The organism is Sinorhizobium meliloti, assembly GCF_017876815.1.
GTDB classification, from domain to species: Bacteria; Pseudomonadota; Alphaproteobacteria; order Rhizobiales; family Rhizobiaceae; genus Sinorhizobium; species Sinorhizobium meliloti.
The window spans coordinates 569,177-589,586 of the sequence record NZ_JAGIOS010000001.1 but is presented as its reverse complement, the minus strand read 5'-3'; the positions used below and the strand labels follow the sequence as shown (position 1 = coordinate 589,586).

Genomic DNA, 20,410 nt, shown 5'->3' with positions numbered 1-20,410 from the left:
GAAACAATGCGGAAAGACCACAACCAGCCTCACGCGGAAGAATCGCTGCCGGACGTGCTGATGCGCGTCGTCACGGAGCTCCACGACGTCGCCTATCTGATCGAACGCATAGAGCCCCAACTCATGAGCGATGACGGCGCCGGCGCGGACAGGATCATGGTGCTGCAGGGCATCGACCTCGCGGTGCAGAAGACGCGCGGGCTCGCGGAGTTCATCGATACCATCACCGCCTCCATTCCCGACACCTGCCTAGTCGACGTCACCACCGCAGTCAGCCTCGTCAAGCTTGCCGACATGAAGAAAGCGCTCGGCAACGGCATTCTCCGGCATGGGCATTCGCAGCCGCTGACCAAGGCGGCTGGCGACTTCGAGGCCTTCTGAGGCGCGCGGTCGCACCTCACCGTAACCCTCCCCGCAGGCGGGGAGAGCGGACATGTGGAGCATGCGTCTTGTCCCTTCGCCCCGCTTGCGGGGAGAAGGTGCCGGCAGGCGGATGAGGGGCGGCCGCGCGGCCGGAGCGGTGCGCTGCGCGACAGTTCGCCGATGCCTGCCCTTCGCCAAGTTCGCGCAAGTTTCGTGGCCTAGCTTCGCTTCCGGGGCTGGTAGATTCGCGGCTAATGCAGAACGGCTGAGCGCAGGCCGTTTTTCCAGCAAACCCGAATGTTGGATCTGCGCAGGGTACCGACCGGATAATCGGAGCGGGTGCCTTGCGATACTGGGTGCGGAAACAGAATGAATCTGTTCGATCAATTCTCGACGTTCACGAAAAATCTGAGCAATCTCGGACAAGGAAAGCTCATTGCGCTTGCCGTGGCTGGCGTCGTGGCGATCGGCTTCGTCCTCGGTGCCGGTATCTATGTCAACCGGCGGTCCTTCGAGACGCTCTATGTCGGTCTCGAACGCAGCGACGTCACCCAGATCAGCATTGCGCTTGCGGAGGCCAATGTCGACTTCGAAGTCGGCACCGACGGCGGCAGCATCCAGGTGCCCGTCGGCATGACCGGCAAGGCCCGTCTGCTGCTTGCCGAGCGCGGCCTGCCGAGCAGCGCCAATGCCGGTTACGAGCTCTTCGACAATGTCGGTTCGCTCGGACTGACGTCCTTCATGCAGGAAGTGACCCGCGTTCGGGCGCTCGAGGGCGAAATCGCCCGCACGATCCAGCAGATTTCCGGCATCGCCGCCGCACGCGTCCACATCGTCATGCCGGAGCGCGGCAGCTTCCGCAAAGCAGAGCAGACGCCGACGGCCTCGGTCATGATACGGGCAAGCGCCACGGTCGGCCGTAGCGCTGCGTCCTCCATCCGGCATCTGGTCGCGTCTTCCGTGCCGGGCCTCGATGTCGACGACGTCACCGTCCTCGATTCGACCGGCCAGCTGCTCGCATCCGGCGACGACCCGTCGAACAGCGCGCTCAATCAGTCACTCGGCGTCGTCCAGAACGTCCAGTCCGATCTCGAAAAGAAGATCGACAATGCTCTCGCGCCATTCCTCGGGATGGACAATTTCCGCACCAGCGTCACCGCCAGGCTCAACACCGATGCGCAGCAGATTCAGGAGACGGTCTTCGATCCGGAATCGCGCGTCGAGCGCTCGACGCGCGTGATCAAGGAAGAGCAGAAGTCCAGCCAGCAGCAGCCGGACAATGCCGCCACGGTACAGCAGAACGTCCCCCAGGCGGCGCCGCGCGGCGGAGCCGGTCAGCAGTCGAGCGACGAGGCGGAGAAGAAGGAAGAGCAGACGAATTACGAGATCAACAGCAAGACGATCGCCACCGTCAAGAACAGCTATTCGATCGAGCGGCTGTCGATCGCGGTCGTCGTCAATCGCGGGCGCCTCGCGGCCATGGCCGGCGAACCGGCAGATCAGGCGAAAATCGATGCCTATCTCCAGGAGATGCAGAAGATCGTTTCCTCCGCCGCCGGGATAGATCCGGGCCGCGGCGACGTCGTTACGCTGAACGCCATGGATTTCGTGGAGACACAGCTCCTCGACCAGGCGGTGCCGGGCCCGGGGATCATGGAGATGCTGACGCGCAACCTCGGCGGCATCATCAACGCGCTCGCCTTCGTCGCGGTCGCCTTCCTGGTGGTATGGTTCGGGATGCGGCCGCTTGCCCGCCAGCTGGGCTTCGGCGGACAGGCGGGCAAGCTCGAAGGCGAAGCCGCCGGGCTCGAACTGCCGGACTTCTCGCCGGCCGGCGCCGGCGCAGGGGGCGCCCTCATGGAGGGCTTCGGCTCCGACTTCGGCTTCGACGGCGGCGACGACCTGCTCAATCTCGGCGACGAGGCCGGCTTCAACCGCCGCGTCAAGGAAGGGCCGGAGCGGCGCCTCGCCCGGATGGTAGAGATCAGCGAAGAGCGGGCAGCGAAGATACTGCGAAAATGGGCAGTCGACCGAGCGGCGTGAAAGATGCCGGCGGAAACCTGAATTGGAACGAAGTCCCGCCCAACAGGCGGGACTTGCCCGTTGCGGGCGCGCCTCGATCCGGCCCGCGCCGGCGCAGCGGGCCTTCCGGGAGTATTGGCGAGTCTAGCTCCGGCTGGCGATGACGCGGAGGAGTCTGGCTAAAGAATCCGCCCCGCGTCCGGAATCACGTCCGATGGCCGTCGGCAAATTTAAACCAAATTTTAATTATTTTAGATTCACGCGGCGCTCTCCGTGCTGCGGCTTGCGCAGCCCGTTACTCCGCGTTGTTTGCAGGTTCCGGAGTTGCATTAAAATATATCTTCGAAAGAGCTGAATATAATTTGGTGAACAGACTTTCCGCATTCCCGGCGTTGCTATCAATGACCCCGGCAGGATTTGATGCATTTCGGCAACATTCCCCGGCTTAAAGTAAGTCTTGGATGAAGAGTTGAGGCGTCCCGCGAGCAACTGATCTGCAACGAAAAGGCGAACTCCCGTCCGATGTCACGGATTTTCAACTGCACGGCCACGCACAGCGATCGCCGGATGCCGTTAATAATCAATGCCTTGATTAGAGAATCGGTCGGAGAAGAAGCGCGCCCGGCCGCCCGCCAGCTCACGCATACGTGAATGCGCAGGGCAAGGTTGCCAAGTAACCGCGCAACTGGACGCCCTGTCTTTTTGGGGGCGGCGATGTACAGTTTAGCAATTGATTCGCGTCCTGATACTCGCTTGGTGGCAAGAATACCGGCGAAGCCGGCTGTCGGGGACGGCAGGGCAAGCGTGACATTTCAGGGCGTCGAATCCGGCACGGGGGCTGAAAGTCATGGAAATGTCGCGGTCGGACGCAGTCTGGTCTTCGGAGACCGCTGCGCCGCGGGTGTGTGGACGCAAAATATCAAGGGAGCAACTGATCCGAAGGCTTGGGGAAGTGGCCTCGGGCGCGGGTCTCGGCAACGGATTGGCAGCGCTGACGGAGTATGTCGGCGCAACCCATTACCTTCTCGCCCGGCACGATGTCTCGCAGGACGGCGGACTTGATTTTGTCGTCTGTTCCGACTGGCCGTTCGACATCGTTCGGCGCCTTTCGGGCATCATCGCCGGGCTCCATGCGAAGATCACCGAACTGGAAAAGTGCCTCGCCCAACTGCAGCCGGCCTTCCATACGATGCCCGACGATATCGGCTTGCCGCGGGGGGTCAGCCGGAGCTATTGCGCCGTGACCTTCAGCGTGGGGCGCACGCGGTTCTCCTTGATGCTGCTCTTCCCCGAGGACGTGATCCTCTCCCAGGAGTCGCTGCGCGACATCGCGGTGCTTGCCGGCTATGTCGCCAGTCACAAGATCAAAGCCGATGTGCGTCACGATAGGGAATGCGAACTGACCGAGCGCGAGCTCGAATGTCTGTTCTGGATTGCCGAAGGCAAGACGAGCGATGAGATCGCCGTCATACTCGGGATCTCCCGCAACACGATCAACAATTACATCACCAGCGTAATGCGCAAGACGGCGACGCGAACGCGGTCGGAAGCGATCGCCCACGCCGTGCGCAACAATCTGGTTTAGGAGCGGTGACGATGGCTTATCTCGCGACCGAAGATCGCGACGACGCCGGCCGGTCGGGCCGTAACGCCCGCGCGGCGCGGGCAGCGACTCTGGTGACGCGCTTGCAGGCCATGCAACGGCAGATCAACGCGAAGAATTTCGCCGTTCTGCGAACGAATGGCAGGGGCCTTCCTGCAACGCGCAAGCTCACCTGCGTCCTCCACAACTGGGGAGCCTCTTGCGAGGAAAACGCGCGTGATCTGATAATGCTCTATGGCGACGAACTGCTCCAGCATCTCGATCTTTCCTTGCTGCCGGTCCTCTGGAACGGTCAGGGCGAGCATCAGACCGCCGAAGTCTCGGATTTCGGCCCGTTCACACGGCGGCTGAGGGAGCGCAAGCTTCCCTATTCGGGCATCGCCTTTCCGATACGGCTTGGCGCGCAGGGCAATGGCTATGTGATGTTCGCCGGAAGCTACATCGATGCTTCGGGCGAACAGATCGTGGAGCTTCACGGCCGCAGCGCGCAGATCATGGCAGACCTCCTGGCCGCCGACGAGAAGCGTCTGTTCAAGGCGGAGGCCTTGAGCGATCGCGAAATCGCCTGCCTGCAAATGGCCGGCGACGGACATATCAGCGAGGAGATCGCCGAGAAGATGGGTCTCTCGGTGCACACGGTGAATGCCTATCTGGGGGCAGCGACGACGAAGCTCGACTCCGTCAATCGGATCCAGGCGATCGCCAAGGCGATCCGCCTCGGCTATATCAGCTAGCCAGCTTCTCAACTCGCCAGCGGCAGAGGATAGGTTTTGACGAACTTCGCTTCTGCCAGGCTCTTGGCGAGAAAGGCCGTGTTCTCGTCCGGATTGCCGGAGGGCTGCTGAAAGTTGATGTGGCTGATCTCGATGCCGGCCGTATCGCCCGCGAGCACGAGGCGCGCATAGACCGTGACGCCGCGGGGCTTCAGTTCGAGGTCGAGGATGACCTCCGGGCGAGTGTCCCAGTCGAGATTATAGTTGCCGCCGAGGCCGAAGTTCACGGTGCCGGGCAGGAAGTAGAGCTCTGCCGCCGATTCCACCAAATCGGCGATGCTCGCATAGGACTCGAAGCGCAGGAGCGCGATGAAATCCGCAGCATCGATGAGGCGCAATTCGGTCGCAACCGGACGGATCGCCTCCGCAACTATCTGTTCTCGTTCTTCGGAGAATTGGCACTTTTTCAAGATCATGTCACCCGTCTTTGTTGCGGCTGAGCTGCATAAACCCGGTGAATCAGTTCGGCGACTGCCTTGTAAAACACCGGTGGAATGACACTATCCACCGAGACTTGTGCAAACATGGAGCGTGCAAGCGGCGGATCCTCGAAGACGGGGATGCCGTTCTTCTCCGCAATTTCGCGAATCTTCAGGGCCACCAGGTCCTTTCCCATAGCCACGACGACCGGCGCGTCACTCTCCTCGCGCACATAACGCAGCGCTACGGCATAGTGGGTCGGGTTGGCGATGATCAGGGTTGCGCGCGGAACCGAGGAGATCATCCGCTTGCGGGCGCGGTCGCGCTGCATCGATCTGAGCCGCGATTTGACGATCGGGTCTCCCTGCGATTGCTTCAGCTCGTCCTTGACCTCCTGCCTCGTCATCCTGAGCTCTGTGTACCAGTGATGGCGCGTCCAGAAGAGGTCGACGATGGCGAGCGTCGCGGTGGCGAAGAGAACGACGATGATGATCTGCTGGAGGTCGGAGATCATCGTCGTGAAGATCGTCACCGGATCGGAGAACATCATGTCGAGCGTGGCGAAATAATCGTTCCAGAGCACGAGGACGACGACGATCGAAACGACAATTATCTTGAACAGCGACTTGCCGAATTCCACCAGCCCCTGAACGCCGTAGATCCGCTTGAAACCGGCCGCGGGCGATACCCGGTTCCATTTCGGCTGGATGCGGTCGAGGACCGGCCGCGGCAGGTTCTGGAAGATCGACGATCCGACGCCGAAGAGGATGAGCAGGATGAAAACCGGCAGAACCAGCGCGGCGCATTTCAGAACGACATGCGAAATCAGGGCGACGGCGTCCGTTGCCGTATCGAGCCTCCAGGCTTCCGGCTGCTCGAAAATGTCCTTCAGCGCCTCGGCCATGTTTGCCGCGCCGTCCGAAAGGAAAAAGACGACGAAAATGTAGATTGCCAGCGTCGAGGCGAAAGCGGTCACCTCACGCGAGAAAGGGACGTTGCCTTTTTCGGTCGCGTCGGAAATCTTCTTTTCCGACGGCGCTTCTGTTTTACTGTCCTTGTCCTGCTCTTCCGCCATGAACCAGCAAGCTCCTCAGCAGGCGACAATCTGAACGACGCTTCCGGTTACCGCTCGACCCGAATTCGCGAGGGAATCGTGGCAGCAGACGCAAGCGCACGCTGTTGTGGTGAACCCGGACAGGTCCCTGCGCAAGGGTGGGTGTGCGGCAGCCCGCGCGGGTCAACAGAAATCGGAAACCAAACGCGATATACCGGCAGGCTGGAGGCGTCAGGCGGCCTCCGGTTCCTTTTCCTTGAGCTCGAGCTGCCCGCTTGCGGAGAGGCGAATCGCCTCCTGCGTGATCGAGCGCCTCGCGATCGCGATATCGCGGGGATTGATGCCGGCGTCGCCGGCGGCGAGGTCCGATTCGATCATGCGCCGCTGGCGGGCGCCGATGGAGGCGAGGATAGACTCGCGCAACTCCGCCGCAGAACCTCTGAGCGCCATGGTGATGACGTCGGCGGAGACGTCGTTGAAGAGCTGCACGCGGCTCCTCTGCGGCATGAAAAGGATGTCGTCGAAGAGGAAGATCTTCGGCCGAACCTTCTTGGCCGAATCGGTGCTGATCGTTTCGAGCGAGGCGAGCAGCGTGTCCACCTGCGGCTTCTCGAGCTCGTTCATGACTTCGGCGATCTTCGCCGGGCCGGGCGAGTTGCGCTCGGTCTCCATCTCTTCGATGATTTCGATCACCCGCGCCTCGATGATCGCCGCCGCCTTCGGATTGACGTTCTTGATGTTGACGGCACGGTTGAGAATCTCCGGCCGCTGTTTGTCGGAAAGCTGCAGCAGCACCTTGGCGCCGAAGCTCGACGGCATCATCGACAGAACATAGGCGATCGTCTGCGGATGTTCCCGGGCGAGCAATTGCGCGATGATCACCGGATCGCAATCCATCAGCCGATCCCAGATGCTCGCCTCGTAGGACTGGAAGGTGGCCCGGCGGCCGAGGAGCCCGTCCACCTCGTCCGGCGTCAGGCCTTCTTCGAGAATGCTCTCCATGGCCTTGGCATTGTCCATGAGGCCTGCACCTTCGGTGAAGAGATCCTCGAACTCGTTGACGAGGGCTTCGAGCTCGTGCGGCGGGACGGCTCTGAGCGACTGTGCCGCGGCGATGATGGCCTGCAGCTCGCTCTGGGTGAAGAATTTCAACAGCTTCCCGGCAATCGACTTGCCCATGGCGAGCAGCACCGCGGCCGCCTTTTCCGTCTGGCTCAACGGTTGTGCAAGCGCCTGAGCCTGTGCCTCGAAACTTCCGAAATCCGTCATGGATTCATCCCCGCCCGGTCATCGGGCTTCTAGTGAGTTGAAACGGGATGCGGGCGGAAAACCGCTTACACCTTTCCTCATCCCGCTCTATTTCTTACTGCCTTTGATCTCCAGGAGCTTGACGCCGAAGCGGGTCACATCGCCCTCGAGAACGGTGATTTCTCCGCGGCCGATCACCCGGCCATTGACCATGATCTCGACCGGTTCGCCGATCTTGCGGTCGAGCGCGATCGTTGCGCCCTCGGTAAGCGCCATGAGACCGGAAACCTGCATGCGGCTGGTTCCGAGCACGATCTGGACATCGATCGGGATATCCATGATCAGGTCCATATTGGCGGTCATTCCGCTGCCGGGCGCAGTTTCGCCGGCAATCGGTGCCGCGTCGAAATCTCCACCGGCGAAACCGGAGCCGGCGTCGAAGCCGCCGGCTGCCCCGGTTTCCGTGAGGCCGCCGCCGAAGCCGGCAGCGAAATCGCCGCCGAATCCAGCACCGTCGGCGGAACCGAAGTCGCTGCCGAAATCCATGGGCTGTTCGAGCGGCCCGGCGGCGGCGAAATCTGCCCCGAAGTCAGCCTCGCCGTCCTTCTTGAGAACGCCGCGCAGGTCGTCGATCGCCTGGTCGAGCTCGGCATCTGCCGCGAATACGGCCGGTTCTGCGATGGGTGCTGCTTTCTTGGGTGCCATGTGCCGAATATTCCAGTTGAAGCTTGCCTCAGGCATTCTGCCGGGCGAGGGCGGATTAACTCATGATGTGGCGAAGGATGTCCTGCTCGGAGCCGTGGGTATCCTTGACCCGGACCGTGTATCGCGATCCCGAACGGCCGAACTCGCAGACATAGAGGTCGCGCCCGTTGGCGCTCACCTCGACGCGGACATCCTGCCCGTCGTGGAAAGGGATGACGTCCCCGGCCTGCAGGCGGCTGAGCGTGTCGAGCGTCAGGCTTTCCAGCCGGATGCGTGCCTCGAGCGCGACGGCCGATCGGCGGACCTGCTCCTCCAGCTGTTCCGTCCATTCGGTCTTCGCATTCCGGTCCTCGCCCGCACCCTTCCGAGAGACGATCCGGGTCTTGAGGAGCGTGCTTTGCGGGACGATGACCGAGAAGGTGGAGAGCACCGGCCCGAGGCCTATGGTCATGTCGATCGAGGCTGCGAAGACATCTTCGAGCACCGGATCGGGCTTTGCCCGTTCCGCGCTGTTGTACGGGCGGCCGACGACGGGCTCGAACCCGCCGGGCGCGTTCACCGCGGTGCGCAGGACCTCGGCGATGCCGTGAAATACCGGCAAGGCGACATCGATCTCGATCTTCGACAGAGAGCGCGGCGCAGGCTCCTCTATGCTCGTGGGTTCGGCCCCGAGCAGAGCCTCGACGAGTGCGATCAGAACCGGGCTGTCGCAGCCGACCTGGAAGTCCGCGCACCAGTTGCGCAGTGAAAAATCGCCGAGCAGGACTCCGTCTCCGAGAGCCGCGATGAGATCGTTGCGGAGGCCTGTCCGGAAGCCCGCATAGGCGATCGTGACGTCGCATCCGGTCTCCGATTGCAGGACACCGGGCAGGAGTTCATCGAAGACCTGCGCCAGCTCGAGAGCGGTTCGGCCGATGACCTTGTCATCGCCGAGCGCGCCGGTCATGCGCGCGATCAGCCTCCTGTCGAATGCATGGACGTTCGATGCGGTGCTTGTGCTCATGTCAGGCCGCCTTGCTTTCGCTGCCGCCGCCGGGATTCATCATTTCCTGCTCGACCGCATCGATGGACGGCCGCTCATAGGCGGAGATGGTCTTGCGGCCGTATTCGAGTGCGACCTGCGGAACCGAGCCGTTCATGTAGGCAAGCAGCGTCTGCTTGACGATGACATAGAGACGGTTCTGCTTTTCCCGCACGGACTTGATGTTTGCGACGAGGGGCCCGACGATCGAATAGGAAAGAAACACGCCGAGCAGCGTTCCGACGAGCGCGGCGGCAATCTTGGCGCCCAGCACCTCCGGTGCCTCGCTGATCGCGCCCATTGCCTTGATGACGCCGAGAACCGCGGCGACGATGCCGATCGCAGGCAGAGCATCGCCCATGGTCGTCATCGCGTGGTAGCACTTCATCTTGTCGTGGGTGATCGTCTGGATTTCCTCGTCCATCAGCGCCTCGATCTCATACGAGCGGGCGTTGCCGATGATGATCAGGCGCACATAATCGCAGATGAAGGCGGTGAGCTCCTTGTTCTGCAGGACGGTGGGTGCGGACTGGAAGATCGAAGACTCTTCCGGATTGTCGATGTGGCTCTCGATCTCGTTGCGGGATTTTGTCCTCAGGTCGCGCATCAGGCTGTAGAGCACGCCGAGCGTGTCGAGGTATTCGCGTTCCTTCGGCACCTTGTGCCTGAAGGCCTCGCCGAGTGCCTTGCCGGTGTCTTTGACCACTTTCATCGAGTTGGCCATGATGAAGCCGCCGATGCCGGCCCCGCCGATGATCATCAGCTCGAAGGGCTGGTTGAGGACTTCCAGGTGGCCGCCCATCGCCATGTAGCCGCCGAGGATACAGCCGAAAGTCACAAGAAGCCCGATGATGATGTTCATGCCGATACCTGTCGCGATCGTGAATTTCCTCCGATGAAATAGGGTTCGATCCTTGCGTGAGGCTGGCCGCGGAAACCCCGCGTCCGGGACAGGTTCGCGCAAGCCAACGCCGTCAGGGTTGGCCAGGGTCGGACCGCAATCGCGTCCGGTCCCGACAGTTGGCGCGGGCGGAAGACCGCGCACACATTTCCTCATCCCGCTTCATTGCGACAGGCGAGCCGATCGTGACGACGACCTATACGAGCTACAGGCTGATCACTGCGGATCTGACGAAATCGCTGGAACGCGTTTCGGCGCAGCCGGACGTCGCCCGCGAGACGGAGTACTACCTGTCGAAGATCGGCAGCATCAAAACGCTCGACGATTTCTTCGCCGACAGCCGGCTCTACAACTACGCGATGAAGGCGCACGGCCTCGAGGACATGGCCTATGCCAAGGCCTTCATGCGCAAGGTGCTCGCCGAAGGCATCGACAGTGACGACGCCTTTGCCAACAAGCTGGCCGACGGGCGCTACAAGGCGCTGGTCGAGTCGTTGAATTTCGCCCGGCACGGCGAAGCCGCCACTGCCTTCGAGCGGGCGCAGAAGGGTGTGGCCGAAAAATATACGCGCCAGACGCTGGAGCAGAAGGCCGGCGAGGAAAACACCGGCGTGCGGCTGGCGCTCTATTTCCAGCGCATGGCGCCGACGATCGCCAATGGCTACGAAATCATCGCCGACGAGGCCCTCTCGCATGTGGTCCGAACCGTCCTGCAGCTGCCGGCCGAATTCGCGGCCGCCGACGTGGATCGCCAGGCTGAGGCCTACGAGGCGGCGATCGATTTCAAGGATTTCCAGGACCCTCAGAAAATAGCCGAGTTCCTGGACCGCTTCACCGCTCTTTGGGAAATCGACAATTCCTCCGACGGCTATGACCCACTTGCGGTTTTCGGCGCGTCGAGCGGCTACGGAATTTCTCCCGACCTGCTCCTGACCATCAACAATCTGAAACTCGGGGGACGCTGATTTGCAGACCGGTCTCTATGTCGCGCTTTCGTCTCAGATGGCGCTTGAAAAGCGCCTGAACACGCTTGCCGACAATATTGCCAACTCCAACACGGTCGGCTTCCGCGCGACGGAAGTGAAGTTCAACCAGGTGCTGGGCGATACCAAGCCGACAAAGGTCTCCTATGTTTCGGAGGGCGAGGAATTCCTGAGCACCAAAACCGGCGCGCTCGCGCGCACCGGCTCCGCACTCGATTTCGCCATCAAGGGTGACGCCTGGTTCTCGATCGACACGCCCGGCGGCCCGGCGCTGACGCGCGACGGCCGGTTCACCCTGACGGAGACCGGCGAGCTCGTAACCATCAAGGGATATCCGGTGCTCGACGCCGGCGGCGCGCCGATCCAGCTGAACGGCGGTGCCGGTGAAATTGCCGTCGGTGCCGATGGTGCCATTCACCAGAACGGCGTCCAGATCGCCCTGCTCGGGCTTTACGAGGCGGATTTCAGCAAAGGCTTCATGCGTTACGACAACAGTTCCGTTATGCCGGCCGCCCAGCCGGAACCGGTCGTTGACCGGTTCGATGTCGGCGTGATGCAGGGCTTCCTGGAGGAGTCGAACGTGAACGCCATACAGGAAATGTCGCAGCTGATCATGATCACCCGCGCCTTCGACAACGTCACCGCGCTTATGCGCGACAGTGAGGGATCGCTCGATAAGGCTATCGAGACGCTCGGCGGCAGCCGTTGACGGTTCTATCGACGGAATTTGGGGCGGGACGGGACGGAAGCCGGATGGCACGCGAAGCCGCTGAAAAAACTGCAACATCGACGTCGCTCGCGGCGCTCGCCGGGCTGGTCGAGCGATATGCAAATCCCGACTTTGCCATCGCACCGGGCGGTCATGTCCAGACGATTTCGCCGGGGCATTACACGGTCAGCGGCCTGTCGCGGCACGTCCGGCTCGGGGACTTCGTGGCGCACAAGAGCGCGACCGGCACCCATCTCGGCGAAGTCGTCCGCGTCGAGCCCGAGCGGGTGGTCGTCTGCCCGATCGAACCGGGTGACCCGATCGGCATCCATGACGTCGTCATCCGCAAGGGCGCCTTCCGCATAGCGCCGACCGACAACTGGTGTGGCCGCACCATCAATGCGCTGGCCGAGCCGATCGACGGCCTGGGCGCGCTGCTGCAGGGCGACATCCGCCGCTCGATCGCGAACACCGCGCCGCCATCCATGACGCGCAAGCGGGTGGAGCAGGGCTTCAGGACGGGCGTGCGGGCGATAGACATCTTCTCCCCGCTCTGCCTCGGGCAGCGCCTCGGCATCTTCGCGGGCTCCGGCGTCGGCAAATCGACGCTGCTTTCCATGCTGGCCCGCGCCGACGCCTTCGACAAGGTGGTGATCGCCCTGGTCGGCGAGCGCGGCCGCGAAGTGCGCGAATTCATCGAGGACACGCTGGGCGACAATCTTTCGAAATCGGTCGCCGTCGTCGCCACCAGCGACGAGAGCCCGATGCTGAGAAAAATGGCGCCGCTGACCGCGGTCACGATTGCCGAACATTATCGCGACAAGGGCGACAACGTGCTGCTCATCGTCGACAGCGTCACCCGTTTCGCCCATGCGATCCGTGAGGTGGCGACGGCAGCGGGGGAGCCGCCGATCGCCCGCGGCTATCCGGCCTCGGTCTTCACCGAATTGCCGCGGCTGCTCGAGCGCGCCGGGCCCGGCGCCGAGGGAGCGGGCACGATCACGGCGATCATTTCAATCCTGGTCGATGGCGACAATCACAACGACCCGGTCGCCGACTCGGCGCGCGGCATTCTCGACGGGCACATCGTCCTCGACCGAAGTCTTGCCGAAGAGGGGCGCTACCCGCCGGTCAATCCGCTCGCCTCCATCTCGCGCTTGGCCAGAAAAGCCTGGACGCCGGACCAGGAGAAGCTGGTTGCCCGGCTGAAGTCCTTGATCCACCGCTTCGAGGAAACCCGGGACCTCAGGCTTATCGGCGGCTACCGGCCGGGCGGCGACGCCGATCTCGACATGGCGATAAAGCAAGTGCCGGTCATCTACGACGTCTTGAAGCAGATGCCCGGCGAACGGCCCGCCTTCGACGCCTTCACGGACCTCGCCAACGCGCTGAAGGCAGCCGCGATGGGCAATCAGCCGGGCGCCGCCGGCCTGCGCGGAAGGGGATGAAATTGACGGACTTCGATGCAGACGAGATCGTACGCCAACGCCGCCGCGAAACCCGGATGCCGCTGATCGACAAGATACTCGGTGCGATCGGCCTGGCCATGGCTGCCTGTGCGACGTTCCTGCCGTGGTACGTCTATCTGCATCCGGAGAAATTCTCGATGCCTTCGCTCTGGCAGGGAACGACGCGCGATCTGCCGGAGCGCCCGGACCGGCGGATCCTGTCGGTGTCGCCGCTGGCAATGACGGACATGGACGAGGAGACCGCCGCCGCGGTCGATCGCCTGACGACGGCGACGGTGCCGGGGCTCGATCAGGATCCCGCCGAAGACACGGACATGGGGGCTCACGATCAGCCGTTCCCCGGAAAAGAGAGCTTCAAACTCATGCACGTCGCCAATGGCCGCGCGCTCATCGAGGATGCGAGCGGCATGTATATCGTCCGTATCGGTTCGGTATTGCCGGACAACAGCCGGCTTGCGACCTTCGAGGAGCGCGACGGCCGCTGGGTGATGATCACGTCCAAGGGCGAGATCTTCGAGGCGAAGTAGCGTAGGGGCCACAAGCGGGGTGCGGCGGGGCTATTTCCCGTCGCGCTTGCCCCTCATCCGCCTGCCGGCACCTTCTCCCCGCATGCGGGGAGAAGGAAACAAGAGGCACCCGCCTCAGCCCGTGCAATCTTCACCGCAAATGGGTCGCGTATGTGAGCCATGTCCCCTCTCCCCCCCTGCGGGGAGAGGGTTAGTCCTCGGGTTAAATCCGAGGAGAGGGGCAAGATCACGGTGCAGTCCTTCCGCATCCCCGACAAGTCCCACGCAAGATTACCGGCCTAGGTTCGCCATCATCAGCAGGAGCTCTTGATGGAACCGATTCAGCTTTTCGAACTCGCGTCGCGGCAGGCCCAGTGGCTGACCGTTCGCCAGAACGTGGTGGCGGGCAACATCGCCAATGCCAACACGCCGCACTACAGGGCGAAAGACGTTCAGCCCTTCGAAAGCGTGCTCCAGAACACCGGCATCCAGATGGCCGCGACCCATCGCGCCCATTTCACCGAAAGCCCGGAAGCCGCGCATGTGACCGAAGTCAGCGCTCTCGACGATGTCGCCGTGCAGCAGTCCGGCAATACGGTCGCGCTCGAAGAGGAATTGATGAAGACCGGCGCGATCAAGCGCGACTACGAGCTCAATGCCGGGCTGGTGAAGTCCTTTCATCGGATGATTCTCATGACGGTACGGAAGTAAGCGAACATGGATCCATTGACCTCGGCACTGAAAGTTTCGGCCTCCGGTCTGCAGGCGGAATCGACGCGTTTGCGCATCGTCTCGGAAAACATCGCCAATGCCCGCTCGACCGGCGACGCCCCCGGCGCCGATCCTTTCCGCCGCAAGACGATCAGCTTCGCCGCGGAGGTCGACCGGGCAAGCGGCGCGTCCCTCGTCGAGGTCGAACGCCTCGGCACCGACGATTCGGAGTTCAACATCGAGTTCGACCCGGGCAATCCGGCCGCCGACGAGAAGGGCATGGTGAAATTGCCGAACCTCAACATCCTCATCGAGATGGCGGACATGCGCGAGGCCAACCGTGCCTACGAGGCCAATCTGCAGACCATCAAGCAGTCTCGCGATCTCATCTCCCAGACAATCGACCTGTTGAGGGCTTCGCAATAATGATCGATGCAATTCAGTCCGTCGGCGCGTTTTCGACCATCAGGGAGACCGAAGGTGCCGGCCCGGCCTCTTCCGCCTCGCTCGTCATGCCGGGCGCCGGCACGGCCGCGCCTCAGGCGGGGAGCTTCGCCGAAGTCCTCGGCAACATGACCACGGACGCCATCCGCTCGATGAAGTCGGCGGAGGGCACCTCGCTGCAGGCGATCCGCGGAGAGGCGAACACCCGCGAAGTCGTAGATGCCGTCATGAGCGCCGAGCAGTCTCTCCAGACCGCAATCGCCATCCGCGACAAGGTGGTCACCGCCTATCTCGAAATCGCGCGCATGCAGATCTGAGGAAAAGAGACATGAAAGCCCTTTCCATCGCCGCCACGGGCATGAACGCCCAGCAATTGAATCTCGAAGTCATCGCGAACAACATCGCGAACATCAACACGACCGGCTACAAGCGGGCGCGCGCAGAATTTTCGGACCTGCTCTACCAGACCGAACGGGCGCAAGGCGTCCCGAACCGCTCCAACCAGGCGATCGTGCCTGAAGGCGCGATCATCGGCCTGGGCGTCCAGACCTCCGCCGTGCGAAACCTTCATATCCAGGGCAGCCTCGTCAACACCGGCAACGATTACGACCTCGCGCTTGTCGGCCGCGGATGGTTTCAGATCGAGACGCCGGATGGCGAGACGGTCTACACCCGCTCGGGGGCTTTCAACACCAATGCCACGGGCCAGCTCGTGACCATCGACGGCTATACCGTGGTTCCGGGCGTCACCGTGCCGCAGGACGCGACCGAGATCGTCTTCACCTCGTCGGGCCAGGTGATGGTGCGGATCGGCAACGATACGGAACTGCAGGAAATCGGCCAGTTGACGATCGCGAACTTCGTCAACGAGGCCGGTCTCGAACCGATGGGCGAGAACCTGTTCCGGCAGACGCCGGCTTCCGGTGATCCGATCGTCGGCACGCCGGCCGATCCGGGCTTTGCGCAGATCAAGCAGAATTACCTGGAATCCTCGAACGTCGACCCCGTCAAGGAGATTACCGACCTCATCTCGGCCCAGCGTGCCTATGAGATGAATTCGAAGATCATCCAGGCCGCGGACGAAATGGCCGCCACGGTGAGCAAGAACCTGAGGTAACAGGAAGAGGAGGCAAACATGATGTTTCGCCGATCCCCCGGAGGAAAAGCAAACATGAGCGGCCTCGCGCAGCCGGCGCGTGCCGTTCTGTTTGCGGCCATGGCGAGTTGCCTGCTTTCGCCGGCCGCAGCTCTTGCCGAGCCGCCGACGGCCGTCATTCCGAAGCAGACGATCTATCCCGGCGAAAAGCTCGATGCGAGCATGCTGGAGGTGGTCGACGTGACCAACCCGGACCTGCGCGACGGCTATGTGCACTCGATCGACGAGGTCGACGGCATGGTGACCAAGCGGACCCTTCTTCCCGGGCGTGTCATCCTGGCCTCGGCGCTGCGCGAGCAATATGCGGTCGAACGCGGCTCCACCGTTCGCCTCGTCTTCAACAATGGCGGTCTGACGATAACGGCCGCCGGCTCGCCGCTGCAGGACGCCGCGGTCGGCGATCTGATCCGCGTGCGCAACGTCGATACCGGCGTGATCGTCTCCGGGACGGTGATGGCGGACAGCACGATCCATGTGGTGGCGAAATGAAGATCAATGCATGCAAGTGGCTGCTGACGCTCGCGGTGGCCTTCGCCGCGACCTTGACGTCTGCCTATGCGGCCTCGCGGATCAAGGACGTCGCGTCCCTGCAGTCGGGCAGGGACAACCAGCTCATCGGTTACGGCCTGGTGGTCGGCCTGCAGGGCACCGGTGACAGCCTGCGCTCCTCTCCTTTCACGGATCAGTCGATCCGCGCCATGCTGCAGAACCTCGGCATTTCCACGCAGGGCGGGGACTCGCGCACGCGCAACGTCGCGGCGGTGCTCGTCACCGCCACGCTGCCGCCCTTCGCGAGCCCAGGCAGCCGGCTCGACGTGACCGTCGGTTCGTTGGGCGATGCGACGTCGCTGCGCGGCGGTACGCTGGTCATGACCTCGCTTTCAGGTGCCGACGGCCAGATCTATGCCGTGGCGCAGGGCTCGGTGGTCGTCAGCGGTTTCAACGCGCAAGGTGAAGCCGCCCAATTGAGCCAGGGCGTGACCACGGCGGGACGTGTCCCGAACGGCGCCATCATCGAGCGGGAACTGCCGTCGAAATTCAAGGACGGCTTCAACCTGGTGCTGCAGCTGCGCAATCCGGACTTTTCGACCGCCGTCGGCATGGCCGCGGCGATCAACAGATATGCCGCGGCGCAATTTGGCGGCCGCATCGCCGAAGCCTTGGACTCGCAGTCCGTCCTGGTCCAGAAGCCGAAGATGGCTGATCTCGCGCGCCTGATGGCGGACGTGGAAAACCTGGTGATCGAGACCGACGCGCCGGCCCGGGTGGTCATCAACGAGCGCACCGGCACGATCGTCATCGGCCAGGACGTCCGCGTCGCCGAAGTAGCCGTCAGCTACGGCACCCTGACGGTGCAGGTCAGCGAGACGCCGACGATCGTCCAGCCGGAACCCTTCTCGCGCGGTGAGACGGCCTACGAGCCCAACACCACGATCGAAGCGCAGGCCGACGGCGGCACCGTCGCCATCCTCAACGGCTCGAGCCTGCGTTCGCTCGTCGCGGGCCTGAACAGCATCGGCGTCAAGCCGGACGGGATCATCGCGATCCTCCAGAGCATCAAATCGGCGGGAGCCCTACAGGCGGAGCTTGTTCTGCAATGACCGAAAACTTCGATCGTCTTTTCGGAAAGGCGCGCCGCGTTCTCCTGGGCTCGGCCGCCGCCGCGCTCATGCTTTCGATGCCCGGTGCTTTCGCGCAGGACGTCACGGCGCCGCCGGCCGACAGCGCGACGGCGAGCGAAATCGAGAAGTTCTGCACCAATATCGCCGACGCCGCGCGCGACCAGCGCTACGTTCTGCAGCGCCAGGACCTGGAGAAGCTGAGAGCGAATGTCGACGAGCGGATCGCGACTCTGGAAACGCGTCGGGCGGAATACGAGGACTGGCTTAAGCGCCGCAACGATTTCCTCAAACAGGCGGAGCTCGGCCTTGTCGACATCTACAAGACGATGAAGCCGGATGCCGCCGCCGGCAAACTCGAGATGGTGCGTCCGGAGATCGCGGCCGCGATCGTCATGCGCCTGCCGCCGCGCCAGTCGTCGCTGATCCTGAGCGAAATGAGCGACGAAAGGGCAGCGGTGCTGACCAACATCATTTCGAGCGCGAGCGATCCCAATACCTCCAAGGAGCCATCATGAGAACGCGCATCACGGCCGTACTGGCCGCAGGGCTCCTGGCGGGTTGCCAGAATCAGGCCTTCAACGAGATCGGGCGGGCGCCGGCCATGAGCCCGATCGGCAGCGGTCTGCAATACACGCAGACGCCGCAGCTTGCCATGTATCCGAAGCAGCCGCGCCACGTCACGAACGGGTACTCGCTTTGGAACGACCAGCAGGCGGCCCTCTTCAAGGATGCCCGCGCGATCAATATCGGCGACATACTGACGGTCGACATCCGTATCGACGACAAGGCCTCCTTTGAAAACGAGACGGACCGCAGCCGCAAGAATTCGAGCGGCTTCAATCTCGGCGCCAGCGGACAATCCCAGACGAGCGACTTCGCCTGGTCGGGCGATCTCGAATACGGCTCAAACACCAAGACGGAAGGCGACGGCAAGACCGAGCGTTCGGAGAAGCTCAGGCTGCTGGTCGCCGCGGTCGTGACCGGCGTCCTCGAAAACGGCAACCTGCTCATCAGCGGCTCGCAGGAAGTGCGCGTCAACCACGAGCTGCGCATCCTCAATGTCGCAGGCATCGTCCGGCCGCGCGACGTGGATGCCGACAACGTCATTTCCTACGACCGCATCGCCGAGGCGCGCATCTCCTATGGCGGCCGCGGCCGCCTGACGGAGGTCCAGCAGCCGCCGTGGGGCCAGCAGCTCGTCGATCTCGTCTCGCCCCTCTGACCGGCCGGAAGCACGATGGAAGAAATCGAGAGCAAAGAAACGAAGGCCACCTCGCGGCTGATGACCATCGCGGCCGTGGCGGTGCTGACGCTCGTCGCCGGCGGTGGCGGCTGGCTTGCAGGCATGCTCCTCGCGCCGCCGCCGTCCGAGAAGACGGAAACCGCGGCCGAGCTTCCTGCCAACGCGACCGGCGAGGAGGACATACCGAAAATGTCAGCGGTGGCACACGGCATCGTGCAGCTCGATCCGATTACGACGAACCTTGCCTATCCGGCCGAAAACTGGGTTCGCCTCGAGGTCGCGCTCCAGTTCGATGGCGCTCCCGACGTTGCACTGGCGGAGACGATACACCAGGACATTGCAGCCTATCTGAAGACCGTGTCGCTGCAGCAGATTCAAGGACCGCGCGGCTTCCAATATCTCCGGGATGACATCCAGGAGCGGGTTGACCTGCGCTCCGAGGGCCGCGTAACGAATGTGATGTTCCGCACCTTCGTCATCCAATGATTCGCTGATGCTCCGGTTTGCCACCTTCATAATCGCCATGATGGCGATGTCGGGAATTGCCGGGGCTCAGAGCTTCCCCGCCGATATCCTGAACACGCCGGTCGACGGCTCCGTCGCCTCGTGGATCATCCGCACCTTCGGCCTCCTGACCGTTCTTTCGGTGGCCCCGGGCATCCTGATCATGGTGACGAGCTTCCCGCGCTTCGTCATCGCCTTCGCGATCCTGCGCTCAGGCATGGGACTGGCGACGACGCCCTCCAATATGATCATGGTGTCGCTCGCGCTCTTCATGACCTTCTACGTCATGGCCCCGACCTTCGACCGCGCCTGGCGCGACGGCATCGATCCGCTCCTGAAGAACGAGATCTCCGAGACGGATGCGATTCAGCGGATGTCGGAGCCTTTCCGCGAATTCATGCTGGCCAATACCCGCGACAAGGACCTGCAGCTCTTCATCGACATCGCTCGGGAGAAGGGCCAGACCGTCGTCGTCGACGAGAAGGTGGACCTGCGCGCCGTCGTGCCGGCCTTCATGATCTCGGAGATCCGCCGCGGCTTCGAGATCGGCTTCCTGATCATGCTGCCCTTCCTCGTGATCGACCTGATCGTCGCGACCATCACCATGGCGATGGGCATGATGATGCTTCCCCCGACGGCGATTTCGCTGCCCTTCAAGATCCTGTTCTTCGTGCTGATCGACGGCTGGAACCTGCTGGTCGGCAGCCTCGTGCGCTCCTTTATCTGAGGCCCCGCCGCCAGGCACGGCGGTCCGGCAAGAATCCGTTAAGCATAGGATTTCACAGGCGATTAACCACACCTTCGCCGGGACCGGGCACGCCCTTCTCCGGTTAAACACTTGGCAATGAATGGCTGCGAATTTCGTCCTCACACGACGGGTTTGGTATCCATCACGAGTTGAGCGGAGCCGAGTGGCATGATGCCGGACCGTCGGGACCGGTAGCGATTTTCAG

Annotated in this window: 24 protein-coding genes; 18 read left to right on the top strand and 6 right to left on the bottom strand. The window is 62.9% G+C overall.

Annotated features, from left to right (window positions below):
- The first annotated feature begins 6 nt into the window (after positions 1-6).
- The 4 genes from cheT (at position 7) to visR (ending at position 4,722) form a co-directional block, all read left to right on the top strand.
- Positions 7-381, top strand: a complete 375-nt coding sequence (gene cheT / locus JOH52_RS02805) for a chemotaxis protein CheT (protein WP_014528992.1) — start codon at positions 7-9, stop codon at positions 379-381.
- Positions 382-732: 351 nt separating this feature from the next.
- Positions 733-2,406, top strand: a complete 1,674-nt coding sequence (fliF, locus tag JOH52_RS02800; protein WP_014528993.1) for a flagellar basal-body MS-ring/collar protein FliF — start codon at positions 733-735, stop codon at positions 2,404-2,406.
- An 826-nt stretch (positions 2,407-3,232) separates the two neighbouring features.
- Positions 3,233-3,970: a transcriptional regulator VisN gene (gene visN / locus JOH52_RS02795; RefSeq protein WP_014528994.1), complete on the top strand. Its 738-nt coding sequence runs from the start codon at positions 3,233-3,235 to the stop codon at positions 3,968-3,970.
- 11 nt (positions 3,971-3,981) lie between these two features.
- Positions 3,982-4,722 carry a transcriptional regulator VisR gene (gene visR / locus JOH52_RS02790; protein WP_003529926.1) on the top strand — a complete coding sequence of 247 codons (741 nt, stop codon included), beginning with the start codon at positions 3,982-3,984 and terminating at the stop codon, positions 4,720-4,722.
- Between the two features lie 8 nt (positions 4,723-4,730).
- Here the strand turns inward: visR and JOH52_RS02785 are convergent, their stop codons facing one another.
- The 6 genes from JOH52_RS02785 to motA form a co-directional block, all read right to left on the bottom strand.
- The gene (locus JOH52_RS02785; RefSeq protein WP_015241041.1) at positions 4,731-5,177 is read right to left on the bottom strand and encodes a hypothetical protein; all 447 of its coding nucleotides are present in this window, start codon (positions 5,175-5,177) and stop codon (positions 4,731-4,733) included.
- On the bottom strand, positions 5,174-6,256 hold the full coding sequence (gene flhB, locus JOH52_RS02780; RefSeq protein WP_014528996.1) for a flagellar biosynthesis protein FlhB: 1,083 nt from the start codon (positions 6,254-6,256) through the stop codon (positions 5,174-5,176). Before flhB ends, JOH52_RS02785 begins: the two co-directional genes overlap by 4 nt.
- Before the next feature lie 210 nt (positions 6,257-6,466).
- Positions 6,467-7,504: a flagellar motor switch protein FliG gene (gene fliG / locus JOH52_RS02775; RefSeq protein WP_014528997.1), complete on the bottom strand. Its 1,038-nt coding sequence runs from the start codon at positions 7,502-7,504 to the stop codon at positions 6,467-6,469.
- An 87-nt stretch (positions 7,505-7,591) separates the two neighbouring features.
- Positions 7,592-8,188 (bottom strand): flagellar motor switch protein FliN, encoded by a 597-nt coding sequence (fliN, locus tag JOH52_RS02770; RefSeq protein ID WP_015241043.1) that lies wholly within the window; start codon positions 8,186-8,188, stop codon positions 7,592-7,594.
- A gap of 55 nt (positions 8,189-8,243) precedes the next feature.
- A complete protein-coding gene (locus tag JOH52_RS02765) occupies positions 8,244-9,191 on the bottom strand; it encodes a FliM/FliN family flagellar motor switch protein (RefSeq protein WP_015241044.1) in 948 nt (315 codons plus the stop codon).
- A gap of 1 nt (position 9,192) precedes the next feature.
- Complete coding sequence (motA, locus tag JOH52_RS02760) at positions 9,193-10,071, bottom strand: flagellar motor stator protein MotA (RefSeq protein WP_014529000.1); 879 nt, start codon at positions 10,069-10,071, stop codon at positions 9,193-9,195.
- A gap of 224 nt (positions 10,072-10,295) precedes the next feature.
- Here motA and JOH52_RS02755 point away from each other — a divergent pair, with 224 nt between their 5' ends.
- The 14 genes from JOH52_RS02755 (at position 10,296) to fliP (ending at position 20,184) form a co-directional block, all read left to right on the top strand.
- Positions 10,296-11,075 carry a DUF1217 domain-containing protein gene (locus tag JOH52_RS02755; protein WP_026029868.1) on the top strand — a complete coding sequence of 260 codons (780 nt, stop codon included), beginning with the start codon at positions 10,296-10,298 and terminating at the stop codon, positions 11,073-11,075.
- 1 nt (position 11,076) lies between these two features.
- Entirely contained in the window at positions 11,077-11,802 is a 726-nt protein-coding gene (flgF, locus tag JOH52_RS02750) for a flagellar basal-body rod protein FlgF (RefSeq protein ID WP_010968729.1), read from the top strand.
- 44 nt (positions 11,803-11,846) lie between these two features.
- The gene (fliI, locus tag JOH52_RS02745; RefSeq protein WP_014529002.1) at positions 11,847-13,250 is read left to right on the top strand and encodes a flagellar protein export ATPase FliI; all 1,404 of its coding nucleotides are present in this window, start codon (positions 11,847-11,849) and stop codon (positions 13,248-13,250) included.
- The gene (locus JOH52_RS02740) at positions 13,247-13,798 is read left to right on the top strand and encodes a hypothetical protein (RefSeq protein ID WP_017265794.1); all 552 of its coding nucleotides are present in this window, start codon (positions 13,247-13,249) and stop codon (positions 13,796-13,798) included. Before fliI ends, JOH52_RS02740 begins: the two co-directional genes overlap by 4 nt.
- A 309-nt stretch (positions 13,799-14,107) precedes the next feature.
- A complete protein-coding gene (flgB, locus tag JOH52_RS02735; RefSeq protein ID WP_003529904.1) occupies positions 14,108-14,488 on the top strand; it encodes a flagellar basal body rod protein FlgB in 381 nt (126 codons plus the stop codon).
- Between the two features lie 6 nt (positions 14,489-14,494).
- Positions 14,495-14,914, top strand: a complete 420-nt coding sequence (gene flgC, locus JOH52_RS02730; protein ID WP_014529004.1) for a flagellar basal body rod protein FlgC — start codon at positions 14,495-14,497, stop codon at positions 14,912-14,914.
- Complete coding sequence (gene fliE / locus JOH52_RS02725; RefSeq protein WP_003529899.1) at positions 14,914-15,249, top strand: flagellar hook-basal body complex protein FliE; 336 nt, start codon at positions 14,914-14,916, stop codon at positions 15,247-15,249. Before flgC ends, fliE begins: the two co-directional genes overlap by 1 nt.
- An 11-nt stretch (positions 15,250-15,260) precedes the next feature.
- Positions 15,261-16,049: a flagellar basal-body rod protein FlgG gene (flgG, locus tag JOH52_RS02720; RefSeq protein WP_014529005.1), complete on the top strand. Its 789-nt coding sequence runs from the start codon at positions 15,261-15,263 to the stop codon at positions 16,047-16,049.
- 18 nt (positions 16,050-16,067) lie between these two features.
- Complete coding sequence (gene flgA, locus JOH52_RS02715; protein ID WP_014529006.1) at positions 16,068-16,577, top strand: flagellar basal body P-ring formation chaperone FlgA; 510 nt, start codon at positions 16,068-16,070, stop codon at positions 16,575-16,577.
- A complete protein-coding gene (locus tag JOH52_RS02710; protein WP_014529007.1) occupies positions 16,574-17,689 on the top strand; it encodes a flagellar basal body P-ring protein FlgI in 1,116 nt (371 codons plus the stop codon). The genes flgA and JOH52_RS02710 overlap by 4 nt, the downstream gene beginning before the upstream one ends.
- Positions 17,686-18,225: a MotE family protein gene (locus JOH52_RS02705; RefSeq protein WP_014529008.1), complete on the top strand. Its 540-nt coding sequence runs from the start codon at positions 17,686-17,688 to the stop codon at positions 18,223-18,225. The genes JOH52_RS02710 and JOH52_RS02705 overlap by 4 nt, the downstream gene beginning before the upstream one ends.
- Positions 18,222-18,932 (top strand): flagellar basal body L-ring protein FlgH, encoded by a 711-nt coding sequence (flgH, locus tag JOH52_RS02700; protein ID WP_003529888.1) that lies wholly within the window; start codon positions 18,222-18,224, stop codon positions 18,930-18,932. The genes JOH52_RS02705 and flgH overlap by 4 nt, the downstream gene beginning before the upstream one ends.
- A 15-nt stretch (positions 18,933-18,947) precedes the next feature.
- Positions 18,948-19,439, top strand: coding sequence for a flagellar basal body-associated FliL family protein (locus JOH52_RS02695; RefSeq protein ID WP_014529009.1), 492 nt, complete (start codon positions 18,948-18,950; stop codon positions 19,437-19,439).
- Between the two features lie 7 nt (positions 19,440-19,446).
- Positions 19,447-20,184, top strand: a complete 738-nt coding sequence (fliP, locus tag JOH52_RS02690) for a flagellar type III secretion system pore protein FliP (protein ID WP_013844036.1) — start codon at positions 19,447-19,449, stop codon at positions 20,182-20,184.
- Positions 20,185-20,410: the final 226 nt, after the last annotated feature.

What these genes read in the sequence shown, in the direction of transcription:
- cheT (WP_014528992.1), top strand. Translation starts at nt 7, where the DNA reads ATGCGGAAAGACCACAACCAGCCTCACGCGGAAGAATCGCTGCCGGAC.
- fliF (WP_014528993.1), top strand. Translation starts at nt 733, where the DNA reads ATGAATCTGTTCGATCAATTCTCGACGTTCACGAAAAATCTGAGCAAT.
- visN (WP_014528994.1), top strand. Translation starts at nt 3,233, where the DNA reads ATGGAAATGTCGCGGTCGGACGCAGTCTGGTCTTCGGAGACCGCTGCG.
- visR (WP_003529926.1), top strand. Translation starts at nt 3,982, where the DNA reads ATGGCTTATCTCGCGACCGAAGATCGCGACGACGCCGGCCGGTCGGGC.
- JOH52_RS02785 (WP_015241041.1), bottom strand. Translation starts at nt 5,177, where the DNA reads ATGATCTTGAAAAAGTGCCAATTCTCCGAAGAACGAGAACAGATAGTT.
- flhB (WP_014528996.1), bottom strand. Translation starts at nt 6,256, where the DNA reads ATGGCGGAAGAGCAGGACAAGGACAGTAAAACAGAAGCGCCGTCGGAA.
- fliG (WP_014528997.1), bottom strand. Translation starts at nt 7,504, where the DNA reads ATGACGGATTTCGGAAGTTTCGAGGCACAGGCTCAGGCGCTTGCACAA.
- fliN (WP_015241043.1), bottom strand. Translation starts at nt 8,188, where the DNA reads ATGGCACCCAAGAAAGCAGCACCCATCGCAGAACCGGCCGTATTCGCG.
- JOH52_RS02765 (WP_015241044.1), bottom strand. Translation starts at nt 9,191, where the DNA reads ATGAGCACAAGCACCGCATCGAACGTCCATGCATTCGACAGGAGGCTG.
- motA (WP_014529000.1), bottom strand. Translation starts at nt 10,071, where the DNA reads ATGAACATCATCATCGGGCTTCTTGTGACTTTCGGCTGTATCCTCGGC.
- fliI (WP_014529002.1), top strand. Translation starts at nt 11,847, where the DNA reads ATGGCACGCGAAGCCGCTGAAAAAACTGCAACATCGACGTCGCTCGCG.
- JOH52_RS02740 (WP_017265794.1), top strand. Translation starts at nt 13,247, where the DNA reads ATGAAATTGACGGACTTCGATGCAGACGAGATCGTACGCCAACGCCGC.
- flgB (WP_003529904.1), top strand. Translation starts at nt 14,108, where the DNA reads ATGGAACCGATTCAGCTTTTCGAACTCGCGTCGCGGCAGGCCCAGTGG.
- flgC (WP_014529004.1), top strand. Translation starts at nt 14,495, where the DNA reads ATGGATCCATTGACCTCGGCACTGAAAGTTTCGGCCTCCGGTCTGCAG.
- fliE (WP_003529899.1), top strand. Translation starts at nt 14,914, where the DNA reads ATGATCGATGCAATTCAGTCCGTCGGCGCGTTTTCGACCATCAGGGAG.
- flgG (WP_014529005.1), top strand. Translation starts at nt 15,261, where the DNA reads ATGAAAGCCCTTTCCATCGCCGCCACGGGCATGAACGCCCAGCAATTG.
- flgA (WP_014529006.1), top strand. Translation starts at nt 16,068, where the DNA reads ATGATGTTTCGCCGATCCCCCGGAGGAAAAGCAAACATGAGCGGCCTC.
- JOH52_RS02710 (WP_014529007.1), top strand. Translation starts at nt 16,574, where the DNA reads ATGAAGATCAATGCATGCAAGTGGCTGCTGACGCTCGCGGTGGCCTTC.
- JOH52_RS02705 (WP_014529008.1), top strand. Translation starts at nt 17,686, where the DNA reads ATGACCGAAAACTTCGATCGTCTTTTCGGAAAGGCGCGCCGCGTTCTC.
- flgH (WP_003529888.1), top strand. Translation starts at nt 18,222, where the DNA reads ATGAGAACGCGCATCACGGCCGTACTGGCCGCAGGGCTCCTGGCGGGT.
- JOH52_RS02695 (WP_014529009.1), top strand. Translation starts at nt 18,948, where the DNA reads ATGGAAGAAATCGAGAGCAAAGAAACGAAGGCCACCTCGCGGCTGATG.
- fliP (WP_013844036.1), top strand. Translation starts at nt 19,447, where the DNA reads ATGCTCCGGTTTGCCACCTTCATAATCGCCATGATGGCGATGTCGGGA.